The sequence below is a fragment of the Paenibacillus roseus genome (genome assembly GCF_016424485.1).
Classification (GTDB): Bacteria; Bacillota; Bacilli; order Paenibacillales; family Paenibacillaceae; genus Paenibacillus_D; species Paenibacillus_D roseus.
The window spans coordinates 1-23,236 of sequence record NZ_JAELUP010000011.1; the positions used below are offsets into that span (position 1 = coordinate 1).

16 protein-coding genes and 4 pseudogenes are annotated in these 23,236 nt (G+C 41.7%); 2 read left to right on the forward strand and 18 right to left on the reverse strand.

Annotated elements, in window-relative coordinates; all coding sequences use genetic code 11:
* Window positions 1–220: 220 nt before the first annotated feature.
* From JFN88_RS04370 to JFN88_RS04380, 3 pseudogenes are all read right to left on the reverse strand, one after another.
* A pseudogene (locus tag JFN88_RS04370) lies at window positions 221–583 on the reverse strand (IS4 family transposase); the annotation flags it as partial.
* A 142-nt stretch (window positions 584–725) separates the two neighbouring features.
* Window positions 726–2,033, reverse strand: a pseudogene (gene ltrA, locus JFN88_RS04375) (group II intron reverse transcriptase/maturase).
* Between the two features lie 500 nt (window positions 2,034–2,533).
* Window positions 2,534–2,842, reverse strand: a pseudogene (locus JFN88_RS04380) (IS4 family transposase); the annotation flags it as partial.
* Between the two features lie 190 nt (window positions 2,843–3,032).
* Between JFN88_RS04380 and istA the strand changes: the two are divergent.
* Window positions 3,033–4,514 (forward strand): IS21 family transposase, encoded by a 1,482-nt coding sequence (istA, locus tag JFN88_RS04385; protein WP_199018115.1) that lies wholly within the window; start codon window positions 3,033–3,035, stop codon window positions 4,512–4,514.
* Window positions 4,514–5,254, forward strand: coding sequence for an IS21-like element helper ATPase IstB (istB, locus tag JFN88_RS04390; RefSeq protein ID WP_199018116.1), 741 nt, complete (start codon window positions 4,514–4,516; stop codon window positions 5,252–5,254). The genes istA and istB overlap by 1 nt, the downstream gene beginning before the upstream one ends.
* 129 nt (window positions 5,255–5,383) lie before the next feature.
* On the opposite strand, the pseudogene JFN88_RS04395 reads toward istB, so the two are convergent.
* The 15 genes and pseudogenes from JFN88_RS04395 to ectB form a co-directional block, all read right to left on the reverse strand.
* Window positions 5,384–6,091 (reverse strand): annotated as a pseudogene (locus JFN88_RS04395) (IS4 family transposase); the annotation flags it as partial.
* Between the two features lie 159 nt (window positions 6,092–6,250).
* Window positions 6,251–6,997: an HAD family hydrolase gene (locus JFN88_RS04400; RefSeq protein ID WP_199018117.1), complete on the reverse strand. Its 747-nt coding sequence runs from the start codon at window positions 6,995–6,997 to the stop codon at window positions 6,251–6,253.
* Window positions 6,990–8,975 carry a glycoside hydrolase family protein gene (locus tag JFN88_RS04405; protein ID WP_199018118.1) on the reverse strand — a complete coding sequence of 662 codons (1,986 nt, stop codon included), beginning with the start codon at window positions 8,973–8,975 and terminating at the stop codon, window positions 6,990–6,992. Before JFN88_RS04405 ends, JFN88_RS04400 begins: the two co-directional genes overlap by 8 nt.
* Window positions 8,976–9,137: 162 nt before the next feature.
* Window positions 9,138–9,809: a phosphoribosyltransferase gene (locus tag JFN88_RS04410; RefSeq protein WP_199018119.1), complete on the reverse strand. Its 672-nt coding sequence runs from the start codon at window positions 9,807–9,809 to the stop codon at window positions 9,138–9,140.
* On the reverse strand, window positions 9,806–11,206 hold the full coding sequence (locus JFN88_RS04415) for a hypothetical protein (protein ID WP_199018120.1): 1,401 nt from the start codon (window positions 11,204–11,206) through the stop codon (window positions 9,806–9,808). Before JFN88_RS04415 ends, JFN88_RS04410 begins: the two co-directional genes overlap by 4 nt.
* A 22-nt stretch (window positions 11,207–11,228) precedes the next feature.
* A complete protein-coding gene (locus JFN88_RS04420) occupies window positions 11,229–12,290 on the reverse strand; it encodes a hypothetical protein (RefSeq protein WP_199018121.1) in 1,062 nt (353 codons plus the stop codon).
* A gap of 2 nt (window positions 12,291–12,292) precedes the next feature.
* Window positions 12,293–13,573 carry an aminotransferase class V-fold PLP-dependent enzyme gene (locus tag JFN88_RS04425; protein WP_199018122.1) on the reverse strand — a complete coding sequence of 427 codons (1,281 nt, stop codon included), beginning with the start codon at window positions 13,571–13,573 and terminating at the stop codon, window positions 12,293–12,295.
* Between the two features lie 14 nt (window positions 13,574–13,587).
* Window positions 13,588–14,298, reverse strand: coding sequence for a HisA/HisF-related TIM barrel protein (locus tag JFN88_RS04430; protein WP_199018123.1), 711 nt, complete (start codon window positions 14,296–14,298; stop codon window positions 13,588–13,590).
* On the reverse strand, window positions 14,295–15,611 hold the full coding sequence (locus JFN88_RS04435; RefSeq protein ID WP_199018124.1) for a phosphoribosyltransferase: 1,317 nt from the start codon (window positions 15,609–15,611) through the stop codon (window positions 14,295–14,297). The genes JFN88_RS04430 and JFN88_RS04435 overlap by 4 nt, the downstream gene beginning before the upstream one ends.
* Before the next feature lie 40 nt (window positions 15,612–15,651).
* The gene (locus JFN88_RS04440; protein ID WP_199018125.1) at window positions 15,652–16,632 is read right to left on the reverse strand and encodes a hypothetical protein; all 981 of its coding nucleotides are present in this window, start codon (window positions 16,630–16,632) and stop codon (window positions 15,652–15,654) included.
* Complete coding sequence (locus JFN88_RS04445) at window positions 16,629–17,309, reverse strand: amino acid kinase family protein (RefSeq protein ID WP_199018126.1); 681 nt, start codon at window positions 17,307–17,309, stop codon at window positions 16,629–16,631. The genes JFN88_RS04440 and JFN88_RS04445 overlap by 4 nt, the downstream gene beginning before the upstream one ends.
* Before the next feature lie 46 nt (window positions 17,310–17,355).
* Window positions 17,356–18,483 (reverse strand): nucleotidyltransferase family protein, encoded by a 1,128-nt coding sequence (locus JFN88_RS04450; RefSeq protein ID WP_199018127.1) that lies wholly within the window; start codon window positions 18,481–18,483, stop codon window positions 17,356–17,358.
* A 45-nt stretch (window positions 18,484–18,528) separates the two neighbouring features.
* The gene (locus tag JFN88_RS04455) at window positions 18,529–20,172 is read right to left on the reverse strand and encodes an ABC transporter ATP-binding protein (protein ID WP_199018128.1); all 1,644 of its coding nucleotides are present in this window, start codon (window positions 20,170–20,172) and stop codon (window positions 18,529–18,531) included.
* Window positions 20,156–21,949: an ABC transporter ATP-binding protein gene (locus JFN88_RS04460; RefSeq protein ID WP_199018129.1), complete on the reverse strand. Its 1,794-nt coding sequence runs from the start codon at window positions 21,947–21,949 to the stop codon at window positions 20,156–20,158. The genes JFN88_RS04455 and JFN88_RS04460 overlap by 17 nt, the downstream gene beginning before the upstream one ends.
* Window positions 21,950–21,963: 14 nt before the next feature.
* The gene (gene ectB, locus JFN88_RS04465) at window positions 21,964–23,229 is read right to left on the reverse strand and encodes a diaminobutyrate--2-oxoglutarate transaminase (RefSeq protein WP_199018138.1); all 1,266 of its coding nucleotides are present in this window, start codon (window positions 23,227–23,229) and stop codon (window positions 21,964–21,966) included.
* Between the last annotated feature and the right edge of the window lie 7 nt (window positions 23,230–23,236).

Here is a 23,236-nt window from a genome sequence, read left to right on the forward strand (position 1 = left end):
TCCGGAATGCCCTGAAACAGCTCTAATAAACTTTTTTTCATCACAAGTTCATCTCCTGTTGGAAGCTTATCCTTGTGATTTCAACATTCACCCTTAATTTTCCCTTGCTTGTGCTCAGTTTCGTAAGCGATTGCCCTGAATAGCTTACTTAGGTAGTGAAGTCTAGCAGCTTGCTTCATGCCCCGAAATTGGATTTAGGTCTAGTATATTACATTTTAACTCAACTTTCGCAGCATGAAATCGGTAGATAAGCCTTGATGTAGCCGGGCAAAGCGGCGATCCAGTGTTGGAGTTGACGTTGAATCAAAGTCGAGAGCTTTTTCCCGGCTTTGGAGGCGACTTCCTGAATCAGGTCCAGCAGCTGTTGCAAAGCAACAGCCCAGTCCAATTCGCCGACTTCGTCGAACAGTAAATAGAATAAGCCGCCAAACGACCGGGCATCGGTACTTTGGCGATGCTGCCAAGAGAGCAGAATGTAACGGGAAAAGACAATCGTCGTGTGGCTCACGAGCAAATCATACGAGCGACCCTGGAACTCTTTTGGCAAGCGAAGCAAGGACTTGGTGCACTTAAAGAACACCTGTCGGGTAAAGGACTGGCGCGGTGCCGGCGGTCCGTTTCCAGCCCCTCCCCATAAGAACTGCTCTCGTGAGGTTTTCCCTCAAGCAGTTCACCCCGTAAGCTTCATCGAAAGGGTTATGAGATCTATCGTATAGCGGACACTTTCATCGAAACCCGTTAGCGTTTTTCAGGGGATGGACTTTCCAGTCCCAGTACAACCCAAGCACGTCATAAAGGTATTCGTTACTCCATCTCCGCCATCCAATGCTACTTTTCCGTCTTCGTTTCCTTCTGGTCAGCAATGTTCGGATTTTCATCTCCGTGTAGTCGCGTACTTCGCTAAAGGCGTCACTGGAATTCTCCACCCGAAAATAGTTCACCTATCCGGCTAAGATCGCATTTATTTGTTTGACAATCTCCTTGGCTGGTTTTGCGCCACCATTTCGTATCACTTCACGGATTCGCGCTTTCACCGCTGTACGGGCTTTCTTTTTCGGTGTCATGAGGATAAACGTACCGGTTTTGCCTCTGTTCTGGATCCTCCGCAGGTCAAATCCCAGAAATGCGAATGCATCTCCTTTTAAGGCATTGACCATTCGCGTTTTCTTCAAGTTGAGTTCCACACCCAAAGGCTCCAATTGTTCGCGTAGTCGTTGCAGGGCTAGTTCTGCCCAGCCACGCTTACTGGAATGTCCGCTCACTGTGATCAGCATATCATCTGCAAAGCGATGGTAGTTAACAGCTTTAAATTCTCCTTCCGCTGTTTTCCGCCTTATGGCGTCAAACGCCCAATCGACTTCGTTTAGGTAGATGTTGGAAGCCAGTGGTGAAAACGGACCACCTTGCGGTACGCCGATTTTACCTGCTGCCTTTATCACCTGTTTGACCAACTGCATGATCTGCGGATCTTGAATACGTTTTGCGATCTTATACAGCAGTACCGAGTGTCTTATGGTGTCAAAGTATCGGGACAGGTCCACATCAATGACCATCGTCATCCGACGTAGTACACTGCGCCTCACTTCTGCCAATGCCTGATGGGGAGAGCGTTTCGGTCGAAATCCATAGGAGTTCGCACAGAAGTCTGCCTCAAAGATCGCCTCCAGAATCATTTTCAGAGCCCCTTGCACTACTCGGTCTCGAATACTTGGAATTTGCAGCGTCCGCATTTTTCCATTTGCCTTCGGGATCTCTACTTTGCGGTTAGCTTGTGAGCGGTACGTTCCCGTTTGAAGTTCAATTTGAATGTTTTCCAGAAACGGGATAACCCCTTCACGCTCTACATCTGCAAAGCTTTTTCCGTCAATACCATGGGCACCTCCGTTTTTCTTCGCTAGTTGGTATGCTTCCTGAAGGGTATTCATATGGGTGACATGTATAAATAGTCCCCAAAAACGGTGTGTAGGTTCGACCTTCGCCTTTCGATATATCCGTCGGCTTAGCTCCTGCAAACTGATAGGTGTTTTTGTCATGGCACCCTTGCCTCCTTTGGTCGTACGGATTTGCTTACAGGTCCGGGCCCTTCCTTCCCCGCGCGTTTTGCTGCACGCGGATCATTAGTACTACGGCCCGATCCGCCACCCTGGCACCTGCCTGTCCCACTTCCCGATCGCGGTTATAGGGACGGCCTCCTCGATGAGCTTTCTTCACCGGATGCCAAGGGCTTCTCCAGTTTCCACAACCTCTTTCCCTCCATGTCGCCGGTGAGAACTGCCGTTTCAGACGCTTTCGGTCAGTTCTTGCTGCTTTCGCGCGTTATCGACCGTCTCAGTCCACAGGAATTGCGTGTAACGAGGCTACGTCTACGTTCACTGTACGTTACAACCTGGAGTTTTGCCGACGTTCCTAGAAAACGTTTTGTCAGAGGGCTTCTCCGGTTCACTTTCGTTCCGCGGTGCCTCTCAGGCTACAAGAGTTTCGTCTTTTCTCTTGGTCGGACTTTCACGGACTAGGGGTTGTGTCCTTAGCTGGACACGCCAATGTCCCAGCGCATCCGGTAAATCCGGATGATGTCGGAGGCCTCCAGCGTCAGATCAGTAGAAAGCAAACCCAGCCACTCGTTTTTCTTCGAGCGATGACGAACAAAGACAACGGTTACTGGAATGCCTGGCACCAGTTCAGTACGGATGAGACGAAGGATATTGCGGTTTCTTCCTTGGACACGCGGCGCAGCCGCATACAGCTCCTTCAGACTCAACCGCCTGTCGCCTACGAGAAAGCGCTTGTTGTCGTTCTTAACCATGCCGATGACATGCATCCTGCGGGAGAGCACTTCCCCGATGTGTTTATGATCAAATAGAAATGGAGGTTTCGATCAATAGAAATTCCTTGTTGCGATCAACAGGAAATCCCTGTTCTGATCATCAGGAATTCCTTGATCGGAACTGGAAATTCCTTCGGTGGAGAGAGCCCCCTGCGTCGTCATCGTAAAACCGATAATTCTCCTTGTACGGCAACAAGGAGGAGAAAGGATGACGAAGAGCATGGAGCAGATTCACCGCGTGAAAGAGCTGCAACTGCAACAGCTGGGACCTTATCAGATCGCCAGGGAGATCGGGATGGATCCAAAGACGGTGCGCAAGTATATGGAGCAGGAGGACTTCTCTCCTAAGGCACCGACAGCGGAGGCGCGCGTATCCAAGCTCGATCCGTACAAGGCCACAATTGAAGCTTGGCTGAAGGAGGATGAGAAGAACCGCTACAAACAACGGCACACCCGACAGCGCGTGTACGACCGGCTTTGCAGGGAGCGTCCGGCGTTTGACTGCTCCTATCCAACGGTCAACCGATACGTGCGCCTCGTACGCCAACAACAGAAACTAAGCAAGAACGGCTTTCTGGAACTCCAGTGGCATCCGGGTGAGGCGCAGGCTGACTTCGGTGAATGCGATGTAATCGTGAACGGCATTCACAGTGCCTGCGGCTATTTGGTGGTGTCCTTCCCGCAGAGCAACGCGGCCTTTGTGCAGTGCTTTTTGGGAGAGACGTCGGAATGTCTCTGCCAAGGACTGATGGATGTGTTCCAGCATATCGGCGGCGTGCCGAAGCGCTTGGTGCTGGACAACGCAACCAGCGCGGGAAGACGTATCGGCGAGACCGTGAGACTGACCCAGTTGTTCCAACGCTTTCAGGCGCACTTCGGCTTTGAGGTGACCTTCTGCAATCCGGCCAGCGGGCACGAAAAGGGCAATGTGGAGAACAAGGTGGGCTACGTCCGTCGCAACTACTTCGTGCCGCTGCCCTCCGCGCCGTCGCTCGTCGAATGGAATACAGACCTGCTGCAGATGTGCGACCTGGACAACCTTCGCGAGCACTACAAGAAGGACACGCCAATCTGCGAGCTCTTCGAGGAGGATCGAAAAGCGATGCTGCCGCTGCCCCGGCTGCCATTTGAAGCCTGCCGCTATGAACATCTGAAAACGAACGGTTACGGCAAGTTCGTACTCGACGGTAAGCATACTTACACGTCGTCACCCATGTACGCCGAGGAAGAGATTGTCGTCCGAGTCGGCGCTCATGTCATTGAGCCGCTCGATGCGGCAGGCGATCCGATCTCCAGGCACCACCGGCAGTTCGGCAACATCCGTACCGATACAGTCGATTGGCTGACGATGTTGGATTCGCTCATTGCCAAGCCGGGTGCCTGGAAGAACAGCGCGATGCGTTCCCAGATGTCCTACGACGTGCGCGATTATATGGACGATCTGGACCGCAGCGGCCTGCGTCAAGCGTTGCGCATGGTCAAGGACCTGTCCGAGCGCTACGGCCTGGATGTCGCGGTCACCAGCTTGCAGGAAACGATTGTCCGTCGGCGTGCAGACGGCATCTCGGCGAACACGGCGATGATTGCCGCCCGCATCGCCGGGTACGGACTGGACACGGAGGCGACGCCAGGACCGGATATGCGTCTGTACGACGACGCCCTGATGCCGATGCCGACAGGAGGACTCTGATGGATAGAAGCCAGATTCGAAGTGAGATCGCTCAGTTTTGCAGGCAGCTCATTCTGAGCCAGAACGCGGTACGATTATGCGATCTGGAAGCGACGCCCAAGCAGGAAGAATTCCTCCACCAAGTGTTCCGGGAAGAGCTGGAGCACCGCGAACGGCTGCGAAAAGCCAGGCTGTTCCAGCGTGCGGCCTTTCCCATTCGCAAAACGCTGGAAGGCGACGAACTGAATTCGCTGCGGCTGCCGTCGACGCTGCATCCGGACGAACTGACCTCGTGTCAGTTCGTCCGGGACAAAAAGAACCTGATGCTCTACGGCCCTGTCGGAACCGGCAAAACGCATCTGGCGATTGCGCTGGGTGTGAAGGCTTGCGAGCTAGGGATAGCGACGCGTTTCTTTACAGCCGCAACGCTCGTCACTCGCCTGAGCGAGAGTAAGCGCGCCGGGGCGCTGGAGCGTACGATGAAAGATATGGAGAAAGCGGATCTCGTGATTATTGACGAATGGGGCTATCTGCCGATGGACCGGGAGGAAGCGCAACTCTTGTTCCAAGTCATTGCCGCGAGCTACGAACGACGTAGTCTGGTCCTAACAACCAATCTGGAGTTCTCCAAATGGGGCAGCATTTTTACGGACGACCAGATGGCGGCGGCGATGATAGACCGACTTGCCCATCACGGACAGCTCATTGTTTTCGAAGGTGAGAGCCACCGCTTGAAACACGCCCTCATGCGCCAAAAATGACCAGGAAAACTGGAAATTAACCAGGGATTTTTGATGATAAAACCAGGGAATTCCTGACGATAATACCAAGGGAAAACCGATGAACAGACCAGGGAAAAAGCGATGACCAAACCAAGGAATTCTACTTGACAAAACACACCCGATGAGTGGCGCGTGCGTAAACCAGCTATCCATGAGCACATACGAAGCCGAGAATCCGGCTTGGGGGGCTCGATCCAGCATGGCCGCAACGACCTGCGGAGCCGAACAAAAAGCTTCCTTCCGGCGCTTGTAGCCATGACTACGCTTATCGATGCCCTCCATCATTCCATTGATACCGGAGGTAGCCGAGCTAAGCAGCGTAAAATCAATCGGAACGAAGGAGTGTCCATCAGACCAGCCCATGGTCAGCATGCGGAAGCCTTTGTAGAAGGCACCTGTCGCATGGTCCTTAAAGCGAGCAAGCATTTCCACGGTCTTGCTTCGGTTGCGCTCTAACATGGAGTCATCTAAAACAAACGCCTTCTCTCGGAGCTCGGAGGTGAGCGTCTCCATGCGCGAGATGGTATCGCCGCTAAGTGACAGCAGAAATCGTCGCCAAGCAAAGCCACCGTGATTCAAAAAGCGGTAGACGGCATCCTTGCCGGGGAACGCCTCCCCTTTCTTGCTTTCCAAGAGGCGAAACCAGTTCTTCTGGTAGAACAAGAGAACGAACACGAGACGGAAAAGAGCGGAGCAGGTGTAGCCACATTTTTTCTTGAAACCCGCGCTGCGCAAGTGTTTCAGCACATGTAACTCCTGAAACGCCGGTTTAATTTCGTTTGGCAGTTGATCAAATGACGGTTGTTGGTCTATCATAGGGAGGACACCTCTTCTGTATGGTAGTGATTGTTCGACACCTTCACTTTACCAAACGAAGCGGTGTTTTTCTATGGCGTCAAGTCAACTATTTAGTTGACTTCAAACCTATACCACGCCTACTGCTAAGCTAATTTTCACTCTGCGAAAGTTGAGATTTTAACATGATTGATTTTCTACATTAAAAATAGAATCAATAAATTGAACAGCAGAAGAATAAATAGAAACCTGGGCTGGTACATTTATATTCATTTTTGAATCATTTTTAAGAATCCACGCACATCTCATATGAATGTCGAGTGCGCCTACAATGTCATATTCCCATGAATCCCCAACAAAAATGCACTGATCTACACTAGTTCCTAATTGTTCAACGCAATAATTATAGATATATGGGTGTGGCTTCCTTACATCTACATCATCACTACATATGATAGTATCGAAAATCCCCTCGAGTCCGGCCTTTTCAATTTTTATAAATTGCGTCTCCTTCGTCCCGTTTGTACAGATCGCAAGTTTATATTTTCGCTTTAACTTCAACAGTTTTTCTCTTAAGCGCATATCAGGAAAGATCTGTTCCCGATAGACACTAAATTCCCTAACCAAATCTTCTAAATGTTGTTTCTCTAAGAAGACTTGTATGTTGGTAAGGGCTTCATTCCAAACAAACTTACGAATCTCTATTGAGTTGCCAAGGGGTTTAAGTCTACTCTCATAGTTACTCCAAAGTTCATCAGAGATAAGTAAATAGGACTGAAAAATATCTTGTTCACTAATACTGGGGCCTACATTAAATGTACTCACAATAAAGGAACTAATCCGCTCAACAGAACGAATCCAATTTCCGTGATCATCGATTAATGTGTCATCTAAATCGAAAATAATTGCATCGAAATTTTTATACATGGCCATCATCCTGATTACGAAATAATTGTATAGCAACTACAGCCATTGCAACATTTTTAGCCCTCTCCTCGGAGGAACGCTGCCAAACTTGATCTAATCGAAAATACAATTTACTAAAAAGCAACGCGTAAACACGTGAATAATTAATCGGCAATGATTGCAGTTTATCAAAAAACCAACTAGTGGAAAGCATACTCCGATGCACGTCATCCATGAATTCGTAATCAACAAACGTACCATTCTGATTAACGGCGATTGACTCATTCTGAGTGACATTTAAGTGCTTGATTGCAGATCCAATAAATTTAGCTACTGTGTAGTCCAGGTCGATATATCCAGAAAACTCGAAATCCAATGCATAATAATCTTCAGCTTCCGTTACAAGAAAATTACGAAAGTGATTATCACCCGTAAACATGCTGATCCATTCTGGCGTAGTCTCTATCACTTTATCGCATCTGCTTAATTCTTCATATATTGAACATCCCAACCGTTTCCCATTAACAATAATAGGGTTTAAAAATAGTGGGTTTAATCCCTGTATAAGTAGTTTTCGTAGCCATTGGATCATCAGTTGAGGTGTCTGACCCGTGAAATTTATTAATTCAATATCGTAAGGAATCATTGTTTGTCTTGTTATAGTCACAAACCGGTCTAGTAAGTCTTCCAATATGTTCATAAATCTCTCTGGATGAATAGTCGCATATTTAGCAAGCTCTACTGCATTTTCAACATAAGGCATAATCATTATTGGTGTTTGTGAGATATATTTAATTGCTGCCGGAATAACTGGTAATACCCTGCTGAATCGATTGCGAAATTCGTATTCCACCTCGAGTTTTTCTCTGGATCGCCCTAACTTGAATACTTCTTTAATTGGGGTTTTATTGTATTCTACCAAAAACAAAGGACTAGAGCTTGGTCTAATTTGCTGAATCCCTTCTAACTTATTATTATATTTTTCTATATCCTGATGGCAATCATCTGGCTCCCCCATATATTTTGGAGGAACCTTGCTAATTATGTGAAGGGCCTTTTCATACCACTCTATGTTTACTTCATAGGGTTCAACTTTCATCAAATTATGCATATCATATGTTTCTTTTCTTTCAAAAATGGACCATTCATTGTCGCGGTTTTCTCCTGCATAAATAATTCGAAAGGAGTCCTGTTCATCCAAATACAGACTTGGATAAAACGCATAGAGATGATCCTTGCTCGTTGAAGGTCCTCTAAATATCTCTGGTTTAACTCGATTCCACTTCAATCCATCTTGGCTTGAAGCCAACATAATGCCTCTCATTAACCCGCCGCCGTAGGCCATAACGAAGAGCTCGTTTACATATTTTACAGATGGACAATCCGTAGCATAATCATCAGGATCTCCTTGATTTCCTAAGTCAAATACTACCCCCTTTTTATCCCAACAATATAAATCGCTGCTTACAGCATAATGAATACGTCGATTATTGTAATTCCGTCCAACATACCACATGTGAAATTGACCATTGACCATTAATACGGATGGTAAAAAGACGTGTTCTTGATCTGTATGAAGAGATGGTTTAAGGACCTCTCTTGAGGATCCCCATGTTTCTCCATCTATACCTTCGATAATATATAAACTCCACATATTGCCTATTTTTCCGCTAAAAAACAAGTACATCTTGTGATTTTGTTCAAGGAATGAACATCCCATCATTTCATCAAACTGATTTATATCCGGGAAACCAAAGCTAAGTTTACGCCAATTCCCCTTAGTTATTTCCTCATAGAGTTGAATGGTATTCGCCCCAGAAACATACCATTTCTCGTATTTTGCCACCTCGTCTTCTAAACCCCAGAGCCTATCAACATACTTTTTTTGAGAAACTGGACCTGTCGTTACAAACATTCTCTTTTTCCCTTTATAGTAAAAAACAAAGGGCGCGAAGAAATCTACCCCACCCTTTGATAATATTTGGGTTGAAAAACCCATGTCATAATCCCAACCTTTCGATATTCTTTCTTAAAGAGCGTGCGTTACATGCTTCTTCAAAATCTTTTATTGCCAAACCAACAGAGGAGGTCTTGTGGGCATTAATCCGATGGTTTTGTCGTCGATGAACGCGTTACCAGAAACACTTGCTTCATGATTTTTTCACATCTTCTTACGCACGCTTCCCCCCTCCCTAAACAGAGCATTTTGACTATTCAGTCGTGAGACCCCTAGTTCAACTGTTTGAAGTGGGAAGTTATAACCAAATGTCGTATGTAATAGCCGAGCTAAAGCTTCGATCGTAATTGGTGTCTCTTGCAGCACATTATAAATTAATGTATCGATATCTCGTCGAAATCTCCATGGGAATACAATATTTAATGGATCAGACAACTTCCGAACACTAAAATCCGGAAATAGTTTAGAATGCTCAAAATGATAAAAGCTAGCAACCTTTACTTGATTTGAACCCAGTGATAGTATATCTTCTTTAAAAAATGAAAGTGTTCTCCCGCTATCGATGACCTCGTCAACGATTAATATTTTTTTATCACTCACGAATGAATGGAACTGTCCTTTCCGTTCGTCGGTGACAAAATACAATGGCGAAGGAATCTTATCGTTGTAATTCACCTGACAGCCAACCATTCTGGCGTCGGGAAAGTAATCTAATAAAGATTGTCCTACAATCCATCCCCCTTGAAAAATACCCACAATAATTTCTGGAATAAAATATGCTGCTTCTATTTTTTTAATTAAATTTTGAATATGATCTTCGTAGTCCTCCCAAGACATAACGTAAGACTTATAGATAGGATTAATTTCAAAAATCATATTTGGCCCGCCTTTTTTAGTATTTCCGATGAAAATCGGTTCCAGAGCATTCCAACCAAACGATCAGAACCATCCACAATTTTTTTAAAATGGGGATTGGAACTCTCATACTTCTGATTCCGTTGTATCTTCTTAATTGCCCAATAACTACGGGCAACCGGCAAATACCCATCAATACCCCTCGCGAATTGTTCGATCTGATCGATGCATTCATTGATCGGCATCCCTTGAGAGGTTAGCTCTTCTGGATGGTTATAAATCGTACCAATGTCTAAAGTTAATGGCACAAAATGAATGGGGTCGCTTGTATTCATTAATAAATTTAATACTCTCTTATGTGTTTTGCCAGAAAAAATGGAATCATCGGTATGAATTATGATTCCATTCATCTTCTCAACAGTAAGAGTCTCGTATAATCCCTTCATCCGGTTCATCTCCGCCTCGTGAACGGAAGTACGTATCACATGTTGCTGAACCTTCAGAACACCTCTATTTAACAACATAGCCTTCCACAGATATCCAATATGAATGCCTCCAAATGCATTACTTAGGATATGTAAAGGGGTATCTTGGCTTGGTAGCAAGGGTATGACCTTATTTTCAAACATGGAACATACGATCCACAACTGATCTCCTTCGCGAATTGAGCGCACCCACCCATTAGCGCCAACACGTTGAATAAGTTCTCCAATACATTCAGCTTGCATAGTGATATCACTACTTTGAAGCACTTGTTTCAATCTTTTCGATTTTTCGTGAATAGAAGGGTTTTCCTTCCAACGGCGGTATCCTACATCGATCAACATCTGTGCGGCTACTTCTAAACCATGCTCAATCGCTTCTATCCACTTTAAAATTTGCTTCGGAACGCTTTCATTTTCTTTGTGGTAATAACATTCTATACATAGTCCTGTCCATCTCATAGAACAAAGATCATTAAAAATCCACTCAAAGTAACTTAAAGAAGCCAGCCAGGTTGGAAAGAATATAGAAGGCTGGGTAATCTCATTCTCAATCTTTGAGAAATACGAAGCATAAAGCATCCATCTATTGACAAGTTCGAACCAAGCCATATTTTCATTAAAAGAAGACGCTGGCAAATGTATCGTAGGATCGAACTTATAGTAATCATATCCGCGGAAGATAACATATCGTTTATCAAAATGAGCTCGTTGTGCAAAGAAGTCTCGCAAAATTAGCGGGAGCTGCGACCATTCATCCCGCATAATTCTGAATCCACCTACATCGTCGATATATTTTCGTAAAGGTATGTCCCTATTTGTAAAGCAAATATGCTCTGATGTTAGTAGCTCTTTCTCCCATTTCCTCTCTACTTTTTTCCCCATTTGATATACTTCTCGACGTAATAAGCGTACTCTATCCTTGTAAGTCTCCATATCAACCTCTCTTTTAGTAAAATTAATACTTTACCAAATTGGCACCTTCTACTGAAAAAGTATGCACTTTGCTCATTGCCTCTTTAATAACTCGGACATTTTCTGTGTAATTCGAGTCTTGTCTTAGTCCAAGCCAATCGCTAAAAAACGATAAATCCTCCATTGCAATAAAAGATTGATCAATAATTGCATTCTCGTCCTCAGCTTTGTTGCCGCTCTCACCATCAAAGCAAAGAGTGGGACAAATCACCTTACTTACACGACCGTAACCTTCTCTTATATACGAACCCGTAAGCTTCGCTATCTCCCACGGCATCAACATTATCTTTTCTTTAATCGATTTCATTTGATCTGACGTCTTGGTTAATAACTCATCTATGAGCGCATCAGTAATTAACTCATGTTGAGTCAATAAATACGCCGTTCCCCCAGCATTCTCATGAATGTTTCGAAGGCTCCCAATTCCTACCGTTCCATAGATCGTCCCAAGACCTACATGAGCAACTGCTTGCCATCCAAATACTAGAAGAGAGCCGTTTTTCACAAAGAGTATAACTCTATCATTGGATAGCATTGAATTCTCCTCAGGCTGTGCCAATAGCTCCTGGAACAAAGCAGTTGTTTTTCCGGCCCCTTTGTTCCCAACGTACAATGTTACCTCACCTTCTTTTTGAACGCCAGAAGCATGGAGTATAACTCCACCGGAATTAAGCAAGTCCCATATCTGTAGCTGTCTGATTACACGATATGTGTCCATAAACAAACCTGATAAGTTGTCGCTTTGAACATCTATCTTATTCTTTTTTTTCACTATCTTGCTTCGATTCGTTGTATTGTATATGGTTGTTACGCCATCACATTGCTTGTATCTTAACGATTCACCGTACTCACCGGTTAAGTAGTCGAAATCGACCATATGATCCATAGGCACTTCTTCCACTAAGTTAGCCTCTACATATTGGTACGGTGAATGAATAGTTCCCTTTTCTGGATACAAATAATGATCCATATGCTTTAACAAATCTAGCGACCTACTTTTCAACTCAATTACACGCATACAATTGGAATACTGTCTTGTATACAATTTTATTCCCCCTCCAAATTGGATAAATTGTTGGATACTTTAATGATCGCTTTCGCATAACTTTCAACAATCTCTTTTGATGTAGGAGAAATAAATGGAGGAAGACTCAGCAAATTTTTGTAATATTTATCGCATCCAACGAATGGCCCCCTAAGAATAGGTCTCCATGTGTCTTTTGCAAACTCTAAACCTACGTAATCTTTAGAGAAAATCTCCATATGAGTAAGTGGTTTCACTGACGGTCGATGGATTTCGACTCCTTCGTTGCCTAGAATCTCAATATATTCATCGCAAGTGATCGCTTTACCCTTTCGAAATAGTTGATTTTCTACAAATGTTGGTTTATAACCGAAATGGCCCCCCATCGTCACATGACTGCGAACGGATGGAGCGATTATCCCCTTAGATTTTGCTATAGCTTCATTTAATAGATTTACGTATTTATCTCGATGCTTTATCTTATCAGCAAGAGCTGCAAATTCATGCTTTGCAATAACGGCTGCTAACGGATGTATACGATATTTCAATCCATAACCGGTTTCTGCAAACTGCTTCAAAAACGGATCGGTTACGTCTGTTATAGATCTTCCACGATAATGCCCTACCAAACATGCTCTCTCGTAATACTTGCGATGTTTTGTTATTAGGAATCCGCCTTCTCCCGCTGGTACTGTTTTTGACGCCTGCATGCTAAACACGGAAATGTCGCCAAAAGTCCCTACTTTCATACCCTGATAAGTAGATCCGAAGGCGTGGGAGCAATCTTCTATAAGCTTAATATTCTTTTGTTTGCAGATATCTACAATCTCTTTCATCTCTGCTGGATGTCCCCACAAATGAGTGACAACCACACAAGATGTATTCGGTGTTATGGCATCTATTAGCCCTGCCGGGCTAATATTACCGTTATCCTCTTCAACATCTACTAATATAGGAGTTAAACCACAATGAATCGCAGGTGTAATACTTGCATGAAATGTCGATACTGGAACGATAATTTCAGATCCTACCGGCAAGTCTAGTGCAATATAACTCGCATGCAATGCATTGCTTCCCGAGTTCGTTGTTAATACATAATTAGAAGAGAAATAATCTTTTATTAGCTCCTCAAGTTCCTCCACTACACCCGATACGTCTGAAATAGAAAGGGGTTTTCTTTCTACTAAATAATCGTGAACTTCTTGTATACATTCCTCGCTTACAAGCGGCCAGACATAATGTGGTGAAGGAAATTGTACTGCCTTTTCCCCACCGTCGATATATAATTGATCATACGTGTTCATATATCCACTTCTCCTTAGCTAAGTCCTAATTCATTACGCAAATATGATTGTCCAACCGCAGGGTGGAATCCGATCTTAGACAACACTTCCGCCTCATTCCATGATCCAATATTTCCTGCATACCAGAACATTTTTTCGGAGTATTTTTGTCTGATCTTATTTAATAACTCTAAGTTCGGCTTTTTCCTATAAATAGACGCTTTCACATCTACGATTTGAATTTGAAATGGTCCAATCCTATACACCGTGTCAAGCACGTAATCCCAGGTTAGATCTACCGTCCCGTCAAATCCATACGTTCTGATTTGACTGTCATTAAAATCAACTGAGAGAATGACTTTTTGGGCTAAGGAACTTATCATTAATGACCTGAGAAATGTATGGTCTATATCATTATTTTTATACATCGCGGAGCTTAATATAACACCTTTGGCTCCAGCTTCTATGAGTTGGTTTACCCTCTCTATACTTGAGACTCCCCCCGCCACCCAATAGTAATTTTGTTTTCCACTAATGAAATTTAGCAGGATGTCATCGTTATTCCCGTTATGCTTTGAACGATTAATATCTACAAGACAGATAGGAACGTTATTTTCAGTTAGTCGCTGAGTAAGCTGTACCGCATTATCCCATTCCCTATTTATTATGGTTCCATTAAAAAAATCAACATTTAATCTCCAATTTTTTAAGCTACAATGACTTGGTGGCAAAAGTGAAGCATTCATTGCATCACCTCGAAATACACCTTTTCTGGATAACTGCGCTCAATCCAGTAGTTACCGGCATCTTGTATTTCTTGCTGCATCAAGGCGAATTGATCTTCTCTCCAGATATTTAATTTTTTTGCTTTACTCATATTTAACGCAAGTTGGTCTAAAAGCTCTGGGAGCTTTAGTTCGTCAATGTTTTTTGAATACTCAGTAAACTCTCCGCGTAATATGAATTCTACCAGTTCTTTTTGCTTAGAGTGATGGAAATAGGAGCGCAAGCTTGGGAAATCTAATATCATACTAACTTGTTTACTGCACCCAGCGTACTCAAATAATGTCCACGAGGTTTCCAAACTTCTACAGTAAGGCTTCCCTCCCAGATCAGATATTAACTTTCGACAGGCCTTGAATGTGTTCCCTGTCCCAAAGTTGTCGTCCACGATCAACACATTCTTATCCTTTATGTACTCAGTAAACGGCGAAATGAGTCCCTCAGGTATGATCTTGTTTAAATTCCATTCACCATTCAGTCCATAGAAATTTGTAGATGATTGATCGTAAAATCCAATTCTTAAAAAAAATACGGATTGTTGATTAGAATAATTATTGTATAATCGTCTAAGCCGCTCATACCCTGCCCAATAAACTCCCAGGGCCTGAGCCCCGTATAACGGAAAAACAACAATATGAATATTATTGTTTTCTGTTACATGTTGTTTCAAAAACTGAATTTCATCCAATATTTTAAATTTATTATCTACTTCTCTGAAACTCCTATATTCCACTCCCTCAGGGATTGATGCAGGTAAATACGCAATCATATCCCAGTCAATACTATCTATTTCCTCCTTGGGATACGGTAACGAGTATAATAATGAAATATGGATGGATGCTAGCTTCTCCGTTGTTTCATTTAGCTGAACCAGTAATTTTGTATAATGATCATTCTGCTGTTTATGGTCGGTAGAGTACTGCCAGTACATATAGGTGACGGCCATTAATATATTCAATAAATTTTCAACAATTGCAGCGGTTACAAAGGGTAGAAAAAGGATATATTTTGTTCGTTGCATTAGTAACTCATAACATAACTGTGCCAATTCGGGGAGATCTCCTACAGCTGATTTAATATCATAGTAGTGTTTCCCCCTACTAAGACACCAGTGATGATCAAGCACCGGCAAATATTTACTTACTGTATCGTGGGAGCCATCAACCATGGACAAGTGCAAACGTGAAAACTGTAATGTTCCCAAAATATCGCAATACGGTCTCCATAAATCTGAGCCTGTTTTTTTAAAGTCATTAAAATAGCTATCAAGTTTCATTATTAATTCATCCTTAGCACTTGTTTTATGATGGTTATTCTCAGCTCATAAATGATACAAAATCCTTTCTGTTCAAAGATGCGTATATTGAAGATAGATCCTTAAGCCGTCCATATTTTTTCTTAAAACAAAAAATATCCCAGTAACTTAACACAGGTAATTCATTGTCCTCAATCTTAACCATACTTTTGGTAATAGGTAGCCTAAGGGGCTGGCAGTAATGTTGTGTAATATCCATATCAATTGATATATTCCAAAGGTCCGATGAGAAACTTAGCCCGTATTCATCTTGATATCCAAGCTTACACTGAACATTTTCTGACATGTAACTGATGATGTTTCCTATCTCTTTCGCAGATTGAGTTTCTAATAACACAAAATCGATGTCATTCGAACATCTGTTTTTTTTCTGAAGATACAGTGAGAAACTACCCCCAAGGGCGTACTGAATATTGGATTTTTCTAAATATGAAGAAACTTCAGCACAAATACGAAACATATTTGAAAGCATTCCATTATATTCATTTATAGAGTTTACTACATTTGGGTACAGTTTTTGCTTTACATCTTTAGTTGTAACATACAAGTGGACTCCAAATATTTTCCTGATTTCTTTCAACTTTGGATACAACTCTAAGTAACTCGGATTACGGAATATAGATGAACTTTTCGGAACAATGGTTAAAAAGTGGGGAAAGTATAATGAATGTTGAGCTGCTTCAATAGGAGCCAAATGATTCTCTATACCGACTAAATAATAAATAGCGCGCATGATACGCCGCTGATCATTGCTTAGTAAACGAACACTATCTTGAAATTCATCAATTCCGTGATACTTTCGGATAAAGGGAATCATTAAGTGGGATAGTCCTTTTCCCTCATCAAACATAAGCTTCATAATTTGATAGTAAACAGAAATATGCGATTCTACTTGTACTTCAGTATCATCGAAGATAGGATACATATATTTACTTACTAGCAGCGGATAAAGGGTCATATGGCGGTGTATCGTTCTGTTCATCGAACCAAGGTCCCTATTATGGTTCGGTTCAAAAGTAAATAATCACTTAACACACCAGGTCTTCGTCCATTCATCAACATTATTGGAACCTGCTCCCTCTCGGCTAAATAAGGAAAAAGCTCATCTACTAGGTCCTGTTGCAGTTCCTTTAATTGTTGAAAGGAAATATCCCTAAGGAGTTTGTTCTCTTGATCCAATACCCCATCTACACTTTTCAAGAGAATCAGCTCTGGTAAATCAAACATTTTACAAAAGTAAAGAGCCATACTATCCGAACTAACAACAGCATTATAACGAAAAGGATCCAGAACAAAGATGGCTTGAGAAGGCATAAAAACGGGAATTTTACCTTCCTTCAATATTTCCCTGCATTCGATCACGGTAGTAAACGGTACGATCTCTTTAGAATAGCTAGATATAATTAATGCATTTTGATCCAGAGCTAATACGGTGCTCTTATGCATAACCACTTTGCCTAATTTCTGCTGAGAAGCATAATTTTCTATATAATTATCAATTGTTCCGCCACCAGGAAAAATAATTATGGATTTCTTAGAATTAATAAGAAGAAGTTGCTCTACGATCATTGCGCAGGTTGCGATGTCATCCAATAAGCTGCCGCTAAATTTTATCATGACATCAGCAGGTATTGAATTAAGGCCTTTACTAAGAGACATCCAGCATCTCCCCTTTACCAGAATTCATCTACATTCACTACAAACTTCATTTGAATTTCAAGATCGTAGGACGGTTGGGGTGAACGAGACGCTCTATAAAAGATAACTTGTACGTGGCTGCTACTTCATTACTGTTGTAGTGATAAACTTCATCTAGATAAGACAAGTCTTGGGGTTTAACTTGATTCAGAAGCTCAACTGGTACAACCTCTCCATAAATCTGACAAAGATTCAACAGCGTATAGTAAACTCCCTTGGTTGATTGTGTGAATTCAGCCTTATATACCACTTTTTCCCAATTCAACTTGATGTTCTTATTTGCAATCAAATAGTAAATATCGCAAAGCTTATATAAAACGATGTCATTGTATGATGTTACCTCTTTTAGTGTTGTCACTTCCTTATAATAATGAATGCATAAGAACACTAGGAAATCTTCCCATCCCAACGTTTTAACTGTTACGTCACCGATTGTTACCGAACTCGAGCATGCAATCAGATCATGTACTGCGTTATCCGTTCGATTCCCCGTATTCAAATCTAAAGAAAACTGCAAATCCACATCATGATACCTGATTAAAGAACAGTCAGGCGTTTTCAAAACAAATGGGTGTACCTCGTGGGAGATTAAAGACCATAGCATGGTATCCTTCCTGCTACTTTTTATAATGTCCTCTTCACCCATCAACATTTTACCTTGTACGTACCCTAACTTGAGTAAACACTGCATGGCTTTGTTTATTTGGCTGCTATGTATTAAAATATCCGTGTCTCCAAAATTTCGAGCCCCGAGGTCCTCATACACGCACGAAGACAATATAATACCTTTTAGCATTACATAGTCTATTCCGTCTTCATTTAATGCTTTGCAAACTCGATTTGTGTATTCCCACTGTTCTTGCGTTTTATTTTTTTGCATGATATAGCTTTGATATAACATAGACAGAAATTTTTCATATGAAAATTTGATTGCCTCTTCAGAAAAATACAAGTTAAGATTTCGATATGCGATACCGGAAATGCGATGGTACTGAAGCAAACCTATTACTTTACTCCAATCAAGATAAGACTCTAGTAATTCAACAATAGATGCCCGTTCATCGTCTGCCCATAGTGGTTTAGCAAGCAACAACACTAACTTATCTTCGTTACTAATGTTCAAATTAATTACCACAATTTACGCTCCATTTCATTTATTTTTAATGAACTACATCTTGGTTTATGCAACAGTTACTTTTCCTTTATGAAGCGAGTAACAAATATCTGCGTTCTCAACGGTAGATAATCGATGAGCAATGATGATGGTGGTTTTCCCTTTCCTCATTGAATCAATGTTTTCTTGAACTCTTCTCTCTGTCTCTAAATCTAACGCTGATGTGGCTTCATCTAGAATTAATACTTCAGGGTTGCCAATAATTGCTCTTGCTAAGGAAACTCTCTGTCGTTGACCCCCAGATAACGTAATGCCACGTTCCCCTAAAATCGTATCATATCCTTCAGGAAGCTCACTGATCGTTTGATGTATCTCAGTGATTTTACATGCTTGGACGATCTGATCCTCTGAAAAATCACGTCCCATAAGTATGTTGGAACGAATCGTATCTGGAAATAAATATGGATCTTGAAACACTGCATGTACTTTATGAGTCCATGATGCTCTCGAAATTTGGTTAAGTGGAATCTTATTTATTTCAATTTTCCCCTTACTAGGTTCGTGAAATCGAAGCAGCAATTGAGCAATAGTTGACTTCCCTGAACCACTTTCTCCAATAATAGCTACCTTTTCCCCAACAGGGATTTCCATCGATATGGATTCCAAAACTCTCGCTTGCTCATTTGTATACGAGAAACTGACATCTTTTAAGACAATGTTTTGGATGGCATTGGTAATTGCAGTATTGCCAATATCGATCTGTTCTCCTTGAATAATATCTTTTGCTTTGTACATGCCTCCATAAGCATTGGAAAATTGCATAATTGAATTATATACACCCTGTATTGCATCAAGTAACTGAATAGATAACTGGTAGAAAACAACGAATGTTCCTATCGACACGTTCCCTTGAATAACCTGATATCCTCCATAACCTAAAATCAATAAATTGGAGCCCCATCGTAATGGTTCTGAGATGTAGAGCTGCTTTCTTTCCAACCTGACCATAGCAAATATCTTATTCAGATACCGTTGAAAGCTTTGTTTGAGCTTTTTAACTTCCCAATGAACTTTATGAAACGCAACGACTTCCCTTGATGAGGAAATTCCCTCTTCGATATTGACATTATGTTCAGTTTTTAATTCATTTCTCTCAACCGATAATCTCTGGATTCGCGAGCCAAAGTATTTGCCTTGAACAATAAATACTATGGAGAGAGGAATAATGATTACCAATAATTCCGGCATAACATAACCTACAATTGCTAAAAGCAAAATGAGATTGAGCAACTTTTCTATTAGTTCTGGAAAGATCCAAATATATACATTCTTTGAATTCATAAATTCATTTAGGTAAGATACAAAACTGCCAATTCTTTCTTTCTGGTAATCTTTTACTGGCATTCTGTAAAGAAACTGCATGTACTCTTTTCTCATAATCAGTCTCAGTTTATCTGAGGCACGTTCGAATAGGATGTCCTTAAAACACCATGAAGCAATGTACAAGCATGCCATCAAGAGAAAGAAACCTAAAAAGTATGGAAACAAGTGATAATTACCGGCAATAAATACATCATCAATGATATATTTTTGACTAATCGTAATAAGCAAATTAGTTACAACAGAGATTACCAGCAAGATTAATGCACTAATGTAAATGTGCTTGACTTGTGCAATATAATTAAAGATCCATCTAAGTGTTTGCAGCACTTCTCTTCTCCCCCATTAGAAGTTGATAAAATGCTCCTCTTCTCTCAAGCAAACTGTCATAAGTTCCAACTTCAGCAATTTCACCATTTTCTACAACAACAATTTTGTCAAAATGCTGAATGGTGGATATTCGATGTGCTACTGCGATCGTCGTTCGACCTTTAAACAATTGATCCAAGGCTTTTTTAACTTCCGCCTCATTCTCATGATCAAGTGCGGATGTCGCTTCATCCAAGACAATAATTCTGGGATTCTTCAAAATCATGCGAGCAATGGCAATTCGTTGTCGCTGACCACCTGAAAGCTTGTTCCCACGCTCACCGATGACTGTATCGTATCCTTCAGGCAGTGCGATAATAAACTCATGAGCTGAAGCTGCTTTAGCCGCAACAATGATGTCTTCATCCGTTGCATTCTCATTGCCAAATTGAATATTTTCCTTAATGGTGTCTCCATATAAGTAGGTTTCTTGGAAAACGTAACCTATGCTTTCTCTTAGCTGTTTTAATGAGAGTTGTGTTAAATTAACATTGTCTAGATAAACCGTACCTTCACTTGGATCGTAAAATCTGGCTAGAAGTTTAATCAAGCTGGACTTCCCATGTCCGCTCGTACCAACCAATGCGACTTTTTCTCCTGGCTGTATCGAAAGGTTAATGTTCTTCACTACATCCGATGAGGAAGTATAACCGAAACGGATATTTCGAAATTCAATCCCTCCTCTAACTTGAGACAGTTCCTCTGGGTGTTCGATTTCCTCAACATCGGGTGCAAGCTCCATAAAGGAATATAGTCGAATGGTCTGATGCAGCAAAACTCGCTGTTCCGTCAAATTCGTAATTAAAATAGTAAGATCGAACATCACCTTGTAGTATAAAATAGTGAAGGCTATAAACTCTCCAATTGTGAGCAGTCCTTTAGAAACTAAATAGTATCCGCTTACAAACATTAAAATACCACTAAAGTAAACCGCCACTCTTCGAAATGCCCCTCGGTAGTTGATCAGTTTGAAAAATATTACATTGATAGCCGCTGTCTTTTGGTCTTGTTTCAGCAGCTGATCCAGGTTCCACTTTTCTTGCCCATAAGCTCGCAGTTCCATCATAGCGGAGATACTATCATATTGTTTTTTGTTTAGTTCTGCATGAGAATCCGCCAGTTTCTTAGCATATTCAGCAGACTTCCTTTCGAAATAGGGCCCAATCAGATAATAGATAAGAATTCCTGGTATAAACACTAGTGAGAGCTTCCAATTGAGCATTGCCATGAATGTAAAGGTCACCGCAAAAGAAATTGTATACTGAACAATGGTCGGAAGGTACTGTCGATTGATTTTCTGGATTGCTTCAACCTCTGTATGAAATAAGGAGTAAATCTCACCAACAGGATACTTTTCATAGAATGAGTACCCTAAACTGCGCATCTTTTGAAATACACCTATTTGCATATCACCTGCAACCCACTCCTGCACTTTACGATCCGTTACATACTTCAATATGGTGGCGATGATTACAATTGTAATCACACCTGACAGTACTGCGAGTATTTCTCGATATCTCAACAAATCATTAGATGGAAGAACGTCATCTACTAGCATTTGAATAAATTTGGGTATTACAATTTGTGCGGAAGCAATCATTAATCCTAGGAATAAACTAGTTACAAATAGGCCCTTATACGGTTTAATAAAGCTAAGTGTCCACCAATATATTTTCAACAGTTGGCGCTTTTGACTAGGACTAGATTGATTTCCCGCTTTTATTGTAGCTTGTTCCATAATTTCACTCCAGTTTAAGTAACTGTGGCTTGCTTTAATGCGACTGCGATACTATCCACTAATATTTCGAGGCCCTGTCTTAATATTTCTGGCTCTATTGTTAATGCTGGAAGTATTTTTACGACCGTATCTTGCCGTCCGACACACTCGACAATCAATCCATTCGAGAAACATTTATCTCTGATTTCATTTGCTTTCTCTTTGGCATGTATGCCACTAAAATCAATGCCCCATATCATTCCTTTACCTCTTATTTCAATATTTAGTTCAATACTGGAAATATATCTTTCAAGGATCGTCTTTATTAATGAAGATTTCCAGCCTACTTCTTTTTGAAACTGACTCGAACTCCATAACTCAAGTCCAGCAGTTGCTGCAACAATTGCCAACTGATTACCACGGAATGTGCCATTATGTTCCCCTGGAGTCCAAATATCATATCGCTCATTTATTAATAAGAGAGCCATTGGCAGACCATAGCCGCTGATGGACTTAGATAGTATAACGAGATCAGGAACGATGCCAGCATCTTCAAATGACAAGAAGGAACCCGTACGTCCACAGCCTACTTGTACATCATCGCAGATAAGTAAGATCTCATGCTTTTTACATATTTCATTTAGCGCTTGTAACCATTCAATTGGAGCTACATTAATGCCGCCTTCAGCTTGAATGGTCTCTACAATAATAGCTGCAGGCTTGTCTACGCCAGAGTGATCATCCTGCAATACTTTTTCAATATAATCAATTGAATCAATATTGTAGGTGTCACCCGGGTACGGAATAAAAGTAACATGGGATAATGGAATACCGGCTGCTTGTCTATGATAGTGATTACTTGTAACAGAAAGACTGCCTAGAGACATCCCATGAAAACTGCCCGTAAACGCAAATACTCCAACTCTTTTAGTCACTTTCCTGGCCAGTTTAATTGCCGCTTCAACAGCATTCGTACCAGTCGGTCCACAAAACTGTACTTTGTAGGGATAATCCCCCTTATCTAATATTTTTGAACGAAATGTTTGAAGAAACTGTTCTTTCGCTACTGTATACATATCTAACGAGTGGACGATGCCGTCCGATTCTAGATACTCTATAATTCTTCTCTTCATATGCTCGTGGTTATGACCATAGTTAAGCGCGCCTGCACCTGTAAAAAAATCAATGTATTGCTTCCCTGAGGTAGCATATACAAAGGAGCCTTTGGCACTTGAGAATGTATCAGGAAATGATCTGCAGTACGATCTTACATTGGATTCAATCTCTTCAAATATACTCACCACTGAT

What these genes read in the sequence shown, in the direction of transcription:
- JFN88_RS04445 (WP_199018126.1), bottom strand. Translation starts at nt 17,309, where the DNA reads ATGTCTCTTAGTAAAGGCCTTAATTCAATACCTGCTGATGTCATGATA.
- JFN88_RS04405 (WP_199018118.1), bottom strand. Translation starts at nt 8,975, where the DNA reads ATGGGTTTTTCAACCCAAATATTATCAAAGGGTGGGGTAGATTTCTTC.
- JFN88_RS04440 (WP_199018125.1), bottom strand. Translation starts at nt 16,632, where the DNA reads ATGAACAGAACGATACACCGCCATATGACCCTTTATCCGCTGCTAGTA.
- JFN88_RS04415 (WP_199018120.1), bottom strand. Translation starts at nt 11,206, where the DNA reads ATGGAGACTTACAAGGATAGAGTACGCTTATTACGTCGAGAAGTATAT.
- istA (WP_199018115.1), top strand. Translation starts at nt 3,033, where the DNA reads ATGACGAAGAGCATGGAGCAGATTCACCGCGTGAAAGAGCTGCAACTG.
- JFN88_RS04400 (WP_199018117.1), bottom strand. Translation starts at nt 6,997, where the DNA reads ATGTATAAAAATTTCGATGCAATTATTTTCGATTTAGATGACACATTA.
- JFN88_RS04430 (WP_199018123.1), bottom strand. Translation starts at nt 14,298, where the DNA reads ATGAATGCTTCACTTTTGCCACCAAGTCATTGTAGCTTAAAAAATTGG.
- JFN88_RS04460 (WP_199018129.1), bottom strand. Translation starts at nt 21,949, where the DNA reads ATGGAACAAGCTACAATAAAAGCGGGAAATCAATCTAGTCCTAGTCAA.
- JFN88_RS04425 (WP_199018122.1), bottom strand. Translation starts at nt 13,573, where the DNA reads ATGAACACGTATGATCAATTATATATCGACGGTGGGGAAAAGGCAGTA.
- JFN88_RS04435 (WP_199018124.1), bottom strand. Translation starts at nt 15,611, where the DNA reads ATGAAACTTGATAGCTATTTTAATGACTTTAAAAAAACAGGCTCAGAT.
- JFN88_RS04410 (WP_199018119.1), bottom strand. Translation starts at nt 9,809, where the DNA reads ATGATTTTTGAAATTAATCCTATCTATAAGTCTTACGTTATGTCTTGG.
- istB (WP_199018116.1), top strand. Translation starts at nt 4,514, where the DNA reads ATGGATAGAAGCCAGATTCGAAGTGAGATCGCTCAGTTTTGCAGGCAG.